General features: G+C 73.3%; 9 protein-coding genes. 3 read left to right on the top strand and 6 right to left on the bottom strand.

All coding sequences use genetic code 11. The features are described 5' to 3' along the window. Positions 1-145: 145 nt before the first annotated feature. The 3 genes from ACFW2E_RS18115 to ACFW2E_RS18105 are packed head-to-tail and all read right to left on the bottom strand — an operon-like array spanning position 146 to position 3,674. Positions 146-934, bottom strand: a complete 789-nt coding sequence (locus ACFW2E_RS18115; protein WP_384467495.1) for a 3-oxoacyl-ACP reductase — start codon at positions 932-934, stop codon at positions 146-148. Next, positions 931-2,304, bottom strand: a complete 1,374-nt coding sequence (locus ACFW2E_RS18110) for an aldehyde dehydrogenase family protein (protein WP_384467493.1) — start codon at positions 2,302-2,304, stop codon at positions 931-933. Before ACFW2E_RS18110 ends, ACFW2E_RS18115 begins: the two co-directional genes overlap by 4 nt. An 11-nt stretch (positions 2,305-2,315) precedes the next feature. Beyond that, complete coding sequence (locus ACFW2E_RS18105; protein ID WP_384467491.1) at positions 2,316-3,674, bottom strand: glutamine synthetase family protein; 1,359 nt, start codon at positions 3,672-3,674, stop codon at positions 2,316-2,318. Positions 3,675-3,769: 95 nt separating this feature from the next. Here ACFW2E_RS18105 and ACFW2E_RS18100 point away from each other — a divergent pair, with 95 nt between their 5' ends. Beyond that, positions 3,770-4,507: a FadR/GntR family transcriptional regulator gene (locus tag ACFW2E_RS18100; RefSeq protein WP_384467489.1), complete on the top strand. Its 738-nt coding sequence runs from the start codon at positions 3,770-3,772 to the stop codon at positions 4,505-4,507. Between the two features lie 73 nt (positions 4,508-4,580). Continuing rightward, positions 4,581-5,267: a gamma-glutamyl-gamma-aminobutyrate hydrolase family protein gene (locus tag ACFW2E_RS18095; protein ID WP_384467487.1), complete on the top strand. Its 687-nt coding sequence runs from the start codon at positions 4,581-4,583 to the stop codon at positions 5,265-5,267. Between the two features lie 57 nt (positions 5,268-5,324). Here the strand turns inward: ACFW2E_RS18095 and ACFW2E_RS18090 are convergent, their stop codons facing one another. Beyond that, entirely contained in the window at positions 5,325-6,245 is a 921-nt protein-coding gene (locus tag ACFW2E_RS18090; protein ID WP_384467485.1) for a LysR family transcriptional regulator, read from the bottom strand. A 70-nt stretch (positions 6,246-6,315) separates the two neighbouring features. On the opposite strand from ACFW2E_RS18090, the gene ACFW2E_RS18085 reads away from it, so the two are divergent. Then, complete coding sequence (locus ACFW2E_RS18085; protein WP_384467483.1) at positions 6,316-7,443, top strand: TDT family transporter; 1,128 nt, start codon at positions 6,316-6,318, stop codon at positions 7,441-7,443. Here the strand turns inward: ACFW2E_RS18085 and ACFW2E_RS18080 are convergent. Together ACFW2E_RS18080 and ACFW2E_RS18075 are read right to left on the bottom strand one after the other, a co-directional pair. Beyond that, positions 7,355-8,074 carry a helical backbone metal receptor gene (locus ACFW2E_RS18080; RefSeq protein ID WP_384467481.1) on the bottom strand — a complete coding sequence of 240 codons (720 nt, stop codon included), beginning with the start codon at positions 8,072-8,074 and terminating at the stop codon, positions 7,355-7,357. The genes ACFW2E_RS18085 and ACFW2E_RS18080 overlap by 89 nt on opposite strands. Beyond that, a complete protein-coding gene (locus ACFW2E_RS18075) occupies positions 8,074-8,643 on the bottom strand; it encodes a helix-turn-helix domain-containing protein (RefSeq protein WP_384467479.1) in 570 nt (189 codons plus the stop codon). Before ACFW2E_RS18075 ends, ACFW2E_RS18080 begins: the two co-directional genes overlap by 1 nt. Between the last annotated feature and the right edge of the window lie 124 nt (positions 8,644-8,767).

Raw genomic sequence — 8,767 nt, 5'->3', positions numbered from 1 at the left:
CCGCTGGGCCCGTACGAGGGTGCCGTCGGTCCCGCCTATCCTGGGCCCCGTGTCGTACCGTGGGGGGCGCCGGCGGGGGGGGCGCCCGCGACCAGGGTCCACGCAAGAAGGTGTCGCGTACGGCCCGAACCGCACCGTTCACTCCCTACAGGGGCGTGACGTACGCCCCGGAGATGCCGCCGTCCACGAGGAAGTCGGTGGCGTTGACGAAGGAGGAGTCGTCGCTGGCCAGGAAGGCGACGGCGGCGGCGATCTCCTCGGCCTCGGCGAACCGGCCGACCGGGATGTGCACGAGGCGGCGGGCGGCCCGCTCGGGGTCCTTGGCGAACAGCTCCCGCAGCAGCGGGGTGTTGACCGGGCCCGGGCACAGGGCGTTGACCCGGATGCCCTCCCGGGCGAACTGCACGCCCAGCTCGCGCGACATGGCGAGCACGCCGCCCTTGGAGGCGGTGTACGAGATCTGCGAGGTGGCCGCGCCCATCCGGGCCACGAAGGACGCCGTGTTGATGATGGAACCCCTGCCCTGGCGGCGCATGTAGGGGATGGCCGCCTTGCAGCACAGGAACACGGAGGTGAGGTTGACCTCCTGGACGCGCTTCCAGGCCTCCAGGCCGGTCTCCAGGATGGAGTCGTCGTCGGGCGGTGAGATGCCGGCGTTGTTGAAGGCGATGTCGACGCTGCCGTAGGTGTCGAAGGCCGCCTTGAAAAGGGCCTCGACCTGCTCGGGATCGGTGACGTCGACCTTCACGAAGAGCCCTCCGACCTCTTCCGCGACGGCCTTGCCGCGTGCCTCGTCGACGTCGCCGCAGACGATGTGGGCGCCTTCGGAGGCGAGGCGGCGCGCGGTGGCGAGGCCGATGCCGCTGCCGGCTCCGGTGATGACGGCGGTACGGCCGACCAGCCGGCGGCAGATGTTCTCCTGAGCCTGAGTCACTGTGCGGACCCCTCCGTGCTGATGAAGACGTTCTTGGTTTCGGTGAAGGCGGTCAGGGCGTCCGGGCCCAGTTCACGGCCGAGGCCGGACTGCTTGAACCCGCCGAAGGGGGTCCAGTACCGGACGCTGGAGTGGGAGTTGACGGACAGGTTGCCCGCTCGGACGGCCCGGGAGACGCGCAGGGCGCGCCCCAGGTCCCGGGTCCACAGGGAGCCGGCGAGGCCGTAGGGGGTGTCGTTGGCGAGGCGGACCGCGTCCTCCTCGTCGGTGAAGGGCAGGAGCACGGCAACCGGGCCGAAGATCTCCTCGCGGGCCGCCTCCGAGTCGGGCCGCTCCCCCGTGAGCACGGTCGGCGGGAACCAGAACCCGGGCCCGTCGGGCGCGCTGCCGCGCAGACCGGGGGCGTCGTCGGGCACGAACGACCGTACGCGGTCCAGCTGCCCCCGGCTGATCAGCGGTCCCATCTGGGTCTTCTCGTCGGCCGGGTCGCCCACCACCACGGCGGACAGGGCGTCGGCGAGCAGCCGGCCGACCTCGTCGTACACGGACTCCTGGACGAGGATCCGGGTGCGGGCGCAGCAGTCCTGGCCGGAGTTGTCGAGGAAGGAGAACGGGTCGACGGCCGCCTTCAGGTCGGCGTCGGCGAAGACGATGTTCGGGCTCTTGCCGCCGAGTTCGAGGGTGACGGGCTTGACCTGCCGGGCGCAGCGCTCCATGACCTCGCGGCCGGTGCGGGTGGAGCCGGTGAACACGATCTTGGCCACGCCGGGGTGGTCGACCAGGGCCCGGCCGGCGGTGTGGCCGTACCCGGGCGTGACCTGGAAGAGGTGCTCGGGCAGGCCGGCTTCCAGGGCCAGTTCGGCCAGGCGGAGGGCGGTGAGGGGGGTCGTCTCGGCGGGCTTGAGGACGACCGCGTTGCCCGCGGCGAGCGCCGGGAAGGACCCCCAGGCGGCGATGGGCATCGGGAAGTTCCAGGGGGCGATCACGCCCACCACCCCGAGGGGCTCCTGGAAGGTGACGTCCCAGCCGCCCGGTACGGGGATCTGCTTGCCGAGGAGGCGTTCGGCGCCGCCGGCCGCGTAGAGCAGCAGGTCGCGGGCGTTGGCGGCCTCCCAGCGGGCGTTGCCGAGGAGGTGGCCCGCCTCGCGGACCTCCAGCTGTGCCAGTTCCTCGACGTGGGCGTCGACGACGTCGGCGAAGCGGCGCAGCAGACGGGCCCGGTCGGCGGGGGCCGCCGCCGCCCAGGTCCGCTGGACGGCGGCGGCGCGGGCCACGGCGCGGTCCACGTCGGCCGCGTCGGCGGCGGGGACGGTGGCGACGACCTCCTCGGTCGCCGGGTTGAGTACCTGGAGCTCGGGCTCGTTCGACACGGAAGGACCTCTCACATGCGTTCGAAGGAGCGGCGCAGCTCCCAGTCGGTCACCGCGGCGTCGAAGGCCTCCAGCTCGACGCGCGCCATGTTGCGGTAGTGCGCGACGACCTCGTCGCCGAAGGCGGCCTTGGCGATCGGGCTGTTCTCCCACAGGTCGGCGGCCTCGCGCAGGGTGGTGGGCACGTGCTCGAACTCGGCGGTGTAGGCGTTGCCCGGGCAGGGCTCGGGCAGCTCCAGCTTCTGCTCGACGCCGTGGAGTCCGGCGGCCACCAGTGCGGCGACGGCGAGGTGCGGGTTGACGTCGCCGCCGGGCAGCCGGTTCTCGAAGCGCAGGGAGCGGCCGTGGCCGACGACGCGCAGGGCGCAGGTCCGGTTGTCGTGGCCCCAGGCGACGGCGGTCGGGGCGAAGGAGCCCGGCTGGAACCGCTTGTAGGAGTTGATGTTGGGGGCGTAGAGGAGGGAGAAGTCGCGGAGGGCGGCGAGCTGGCCGGCGAGGAAGTGCCGCATGACCTCGCTCATCCCGCCGGGTCCGGCCATGGCGTTGCCGCCGTCGGCGTCCGCGAGCGAGAGGTGGATGTGGCAGGAGTTGCCCTCGCGCTCGTTGTACTTGGCCATGAAGGTGATGGACACGCCCTCCTGGGCGGCGATCTCCTTGGCGCCGGTCTTGTAGACGGCGTGCTGGTCGCAGGTGACCAGGGCCTCGTCGTAGCGGAAGGCGATCTCGTGCTGGCCGGGGTTGCACTCGCCCTTGGCCGACTCGACGGTCAGGCCCGCGCCCGCCATCTCGTTGCGGATGCGGCGCAGCAGGGGCTCGATGCGACCGGTGCCCAGGACCGAGTAGTCGATGTTGTACTGGTTGGCCGGGGTCAGGCCCCGGTAGTTCGCGTCCCAGGCCTGCTCGTAGGTGTCCTTGAACACGATGAACTCCAGCTCGGTGCCGACCTGGGCGGTGTAGCCGAGTTCGGCGAGGCGCTCCAGCTGGCGGCGCAGGATCTGGCGGGGGGCGGCGACGACCGGGGCGCCGTCCTCCCAGGCGAGGTCGGCGATGAGCATGGCCGTGCCGGCGTTCCAGGGCACGCGGCGCAGGGTGGAGAGGTCGGGGTGCATGGCGAAGTCGCCGTAGCCGCGGTCCCAGGAGGACATGGCGTAGCCGTCGACGGTGTTCATCTCGGTGTCGACGGCGAGGAGGTAGTTGCAGCCTTCGGTGCCGTGGTGCAGCACCTCGTCGAGGAAGAAGCGAGCGGCGAACCGCTTGCCCTGGAGCCGCCCTTGCATGTCGGGGAAGGCCAGGACGACAGTGTCGATCTCGCCGCTCGCGACGAGGGCGTGCAGCTCCTCGACACTGAGGGGGGGTGTGCGGTCTGCCACGGGAGGGCTCCTTCGGCTTCGTCGCGCTTTTTCGGCCGGGCCAGGAGCCATAAGGTATTGCGGAGAACCATTGCTTGGGAAGGGGGTACGGCCGGATGTCGCAGGAGACGGAGCCGGGGGGGCTGGGCGACCGCCTCACCCCGGTGCTGCGGCCGGTGCGTGCGGGGAACGGCTTCGAGGAGGCGCTCGAGCAGATCCTGCAGGTCGTGCGGCTGGGCCTGGTGCCGGGCGGCGAGCGGCTGCCGGCCGAGCGGGAGCTCGCCGAGCGGCTCGGGATCAGCCGGGTGACGCTGCGCGAGGTACTGAAGGTGCTGCAGGACCAGGGACTGGTCGAGTCGCGGCGCGGGCGCTACGGCGGAACGTTCGTGCTGCCGCGCACCGACGCGGGCGGCGAGGACGAGCTGCGGCGGCGGATCGCCGAGGTCGACATCGAGGACGTGCTCCGGTTCCGCGAGGTCCTCGAGGTGGGAGCGGCGGGGCTGTGCGCGGCGCACGGGCTGACCGGAGAGCAGGCGGAGCGGTTGCGTGAGGCGCTGGCCCGAACGCACGACGCGCCGCTGAGCGAGTACCGGCGCCTGGACACCCTGCTCCACCTCACCCTGGCGGAGCTGTGCGGCTCGCCGACGCTGACCGCGCAGTACGCGGCGGTGCGGGCGACGGTGAACGACCTGCTGGACTGCATCCCGCTGCTCGTCCGCAACCTGGAGCACTCGCAGCGGCAGCACCTGGCGCTGGTCGAGGCCGTGCTGGACGGGGACGCGGACGGGGCGCGGGAGATGATGCGGGAGCACTGCGCGGGAACGGCCGCGCTGCTGCGGGGGTTCCTGGCGTGAGGTGAGGGCTTGCCGTTCACCGGCGCCTCGGCAAAGGTATGAGCACAGTCCATTGTGGGGAGCGGGAGGTCGTATGGCGGGCAGACCGCTGATCGGCGTCAGCACGTATCTGGAGTCCGGGACGCGCTGGGGCGTGTGGGAGCTCGAGGCCGCACTGCTCCCGGCCGGGTATCCGCGGCTGGTGCAGCGGGCCGGGGGGCTGGCCGCGATGCTGCCGCCGGACGATCCGGAGCACGCCTCGGCGGCCGTGGCGCGGCTGGACGGCCTGGTGATCGCCGGCGGCCCGGACGTCGAGCCGGTGCGGTACGGCGCGCAGCGCGACCCCCGTACGGGGCCGCCGGCCCGGCAGCGCGACGCCTGGGAACTCGCCCTGATCGACGCGGCGCTGGCCGCGGGCGTGCCGCTGCTCGGCATCTGCCGGGGCATGCAGCTGCTGAACGTCGCCCTCGGGGGCACGCTGACGCAGCACATCGACGGGCACACGGAGTCGGTCGGGGTCTTCGGACGGCATCCGGTCAAGCCGGTGCCGGGGACGCTGTACGCGGGAGCCGTGCCGGAGGAGGCGTCGGTACCGACGTACCACCACCAGGCGGTGGACCGGCTCGGCGAGGGGCTCGTCGCGTCGGCGTACGCGTCCGACGGCACGATCGAGGCCGTCGAGCTCCCGTCCGGCACCGGATGGGTCCTGGGAGTGCAGTGGCATCCGGAGATGGACGACGACCTGAGGGTGATGCGCGAACTGGTGCGGGCCGCCTCGTAGTGGTGCGGGCCGCCTCGTGGTGCGGGCCGCCTCGTGGTGGTGCGTTCGCCGTGCGGCTCAGCCTCGCGTCAGTGACAGCAGCTCGCGTGCGGGGCCGGTCGGGCGGTGTCCGGTCGGCCAGACGGCGCGCAGGTCCCTGGCCAGTGAGACGCCGTCGACGGGGATGCTGACCAGGCGCCGCATCGCCAGCTCCTCCCGGACGGCGAGTTCGCTGAGGACCGCCGGGCCGGCGCCGCTGACCGCCGAGGCCTTCACCGCCGTGGTGGAGGAGAGTTCGATGAGGGGGCGGGCCAGGCCGCCGAGGGCCGCGTCGAGGACCTGGCGGGTGCCGGAGCCGCGCTCCCGGAGGATCAGGGGGGTGGTCGCCAGCTCGGCGGCCGGGAGAGCCTGCCGACGGCGCGCCCAGGGATGGGCGGGGGCCGTGACGACGATCAGACGGTCGTGGGCGATCACGGCGGAGTCCAGGCCCGGCGGCACCGTGAGGCCCTCCACGAAGCCCAGGTCCGCCTCGTCCGCCAGGAGGCGTTCCGCCACCGCCGCGGAATTGCCCGCCAGGAGCGACACGGCGGTGTCGGGGCGTTCGGCGCGCAGGGCCAGGAGCCAGCCGGGGAGCAGGTACTCGGCGATCGTCATGCTGGCCGCGACCCGCAGGCGTGAGTCACGGCGGTCCCTCAGCGCCTGCGCCCCCGCGTCGAAGACCTCCGCCGCCTCCACGATGCGTCGCGCCCAGTCCGTCACCAGCGCACCGGCGTCCGTGAGCCGGGAGCCGCGTGGTGAGCGGTCCACCAGGGCCACACCCAGCTGGCGTTCCATGGAGCGGATCCGGCTGCTGGCGGCCGGCTGGGTGATGCCGAGCTCCCGCGCGGCCGCCCCGAGGCTGCCCAGCCGCGCCACCGCCAGCAGCAGTTCCAGGGCCCCCAGGTCCGGCACCCGGTGCGCCAGTGTTCCGGACCCCCGCCACTCCTCCGCATCGCTCATAAGACCAGCTTATGCCCCCATAGAGACAGACTCCCTGGTCGCTGCCGTCCAGGCGCGCGACCGTGCAGTCATGGTCATCGCAGCCGTCCGTCATCTCGGCCCCAACTGGTACGCCTCCGTCATGGGCACGGCCATCGTGGGAAGCGCCGGTGCCGCGCTCCCCCCGCTCGGCGACGGCCTGCGTCCCGCGTGCGCCGCTGTCTGGGCCCTGTCCTGTGTGCTCCTCCTGGCCCTGCTCGGCGCCCGTGCCCTGCACTGGGCGCACCACCGCGACCAGGCCCGCGCCCACCTCCTCGACCCTGCGGCGGCCCCGTTCTACGGCTGCCTGTCCATGGCTCTGCTGGCCGTCGGCGGAGGTGCCATGGCCGTCGGACGGGACTGGATCGGAACCGGCGCCGCGGTCGTCCTCGACGGCGTGCTGTTCGTCGCCGGAACGGTCGTCGGGCTGGCGGCCGCCGTCGCCGTGCCGTACCTCATGGCCGTACGCCACCGGACAGAGCCGGGGCAGGCCACGCCCGTGTGGCTGCTGCCGCTGGTCGCCCCCATGGTGTCCGCCGCCCTGGGACCGGCCCTCGTGCCGCACCTTCCGGCCGGGCAGCCCCGGGAGAGCCTGCTGTTCGCCTGCTTCGCGATGTTCGGGCTCAGCCTGCTCGCCACGCTGCTGATGCTGCCCCTCGTCTTCGCCAGGCTGATCACCGGGGAGGCGCTCCCGCTCGCGCTCACGCCGACACTGTTCCTGGTGCTGGGGCCGCTCGGGCAGTCCACCACCGCCGTCGGACGGTTCGCGGACGTGGCCCCGGGGGTCGTCCCGGCGCCGTACGACCAGGGCTTCGGCCTGCTCGCCGTCCTCTACGGGGTGCCGGTCATGGGCTTCGCGCTGCTGTGGCTCGGGCTGGCCACCGCCCATGTGGTGCGGGCCCGGCGGCATGGCATGGGCTTCGCGATGACGTGGTGGGCGTTCACCTTCCCGGTCGGCACCTGTGTCACCGGGTCCGCCGCGCTCGCCCGGCACACGGGGCTGGCCGGGTACGACTGGCTCGCGGTGGCGCTGTACGGCGTGCTCGTCGCCGCGTGGGCGGCGGCGGCCGCCGGGACGGTACGGGGGCTGGTCAGCGGTGAGCTGCTCGCAGGGCCTCGGCCAGTACCGACGGCGCCTCGGCCAGTGACGGGCCGTACCACGTCAGGTGCCGTCCGCTGACGAGGGCGCAGGGCAACCCCGGAAAGGCCTCCGGGCCGTCGTCGGGGGTGAAGCGGTAGGGCTCGTCCGGGAGGACGACCAGGTCCGGGGCCGCCGCCCGCAACTCGTCGAGCGGGATGCGCGGGTAGCGCTCCGGATGGTCCGCGTGGAGGTGGTCCACGCCCAGCCGGGCCAGCACGTCGCCCGCGAAGGTGTCCCGGCCCAGGACCATCCAGGGGCGCCGCCAGATCGGCACGACCGCCCTCGTGCGGTGCCGGGGTGCCGGGAGCGACGACCAGGTCCGTTCCGCCTCGGACAGCCATCGGGGGCGGGCCGGGGCACCGCACGCGGCCAGCACCCGGGACAGCTCCCGGAAGGCCTGCGGCACCTCCCGCACCTCGGTGACCAGCACCTCCAGACCCGCCGAGCGCAGGGCGTCCAGGTCGGGGGCGCGGTTCTCCTCCTCGTTGGCGATCACCAGGTCCGGGGCGAGTCCGGCGATGCGGTCGAGGCGGGGGTTCTTGGTGCCGCCCACGCGGACGACGGGCAGGTCCGCGGGCCGGGTGCACCAGTCGGTGGCGCCGACCAGGACGCCCGGCGCGGACACGGCCACCGCCTCGGTGAGCGACGGAACGAGGGAGACGACCCGCACTAGCGTGAACGGTCCTGGACCGCCTCGATGTGTTCCGCCACCGCCACCACGATCACGCGGGTGTCGGGAACCGTGGCCCGCCAGCGGTGCCGGACGCCGCCCGTGAGGTAGAGGGTGTCGCCGCGCCCGAGCCGGTAGGCGCGGCCCTCCGCCTCGATCTCCACGGCACCGTCGGCGACGTACATCAACTCGTCGTTGCGGTGCTGGAATTCACGGCCCGCGTCGTGGTCGCCGGTGAACTCCGAGGCGTGCAGCTGATGGTGACCGCGGACCAGGGAGCGCACCCGGGGAGTGAAGTCCTGATCGGTGGTGTCGGAGCGGACGACGTCGACGCTGCAGGCGGGATCGGCGGCGGCGAGGAGTTCCACGGCGGTCGTGCGCAGGGCGTCGGCGACCTTCTCCAGGGAGCTTCTGCTGGGGCGCGCCCGGTCGTTCTCGATCTGGCTCAGGAAGGGCACCGACAGCCCGCTGCGCTCGGCCACGTCGGCGAGGGTGAGCTCCAGCGCACGGCGTCGCCGCCGGACGGCCGCGCCCACTCGCACGGGCTGTTGTTCTTTGTGGTCGCCCATCGCTCCGGCTCCCTCCTTCGCTCGTCGTCGCGCCGCGCGGGGGGGGGGGGGGGGGGGGCGCGCGCCCGCCCCGCCGGGATCGAGCACACCCCGCAGAAGGAGACAGAGAGACACAGACACAGAG

This window comes from Streptomyces sp. NPDC058964, assembly GCF_042741275.1.
Taxonomy (GTDB): domain Bacteria; phylum Actinomycetota; class Actinomycetes; order Streptomycetales; family Streptomycetaceae; genus Streptomyces.
Note: the sequence above shows the minus strand (reverse complement) of the source record. Positions and strands in the feature narration are given on the sequence as shown.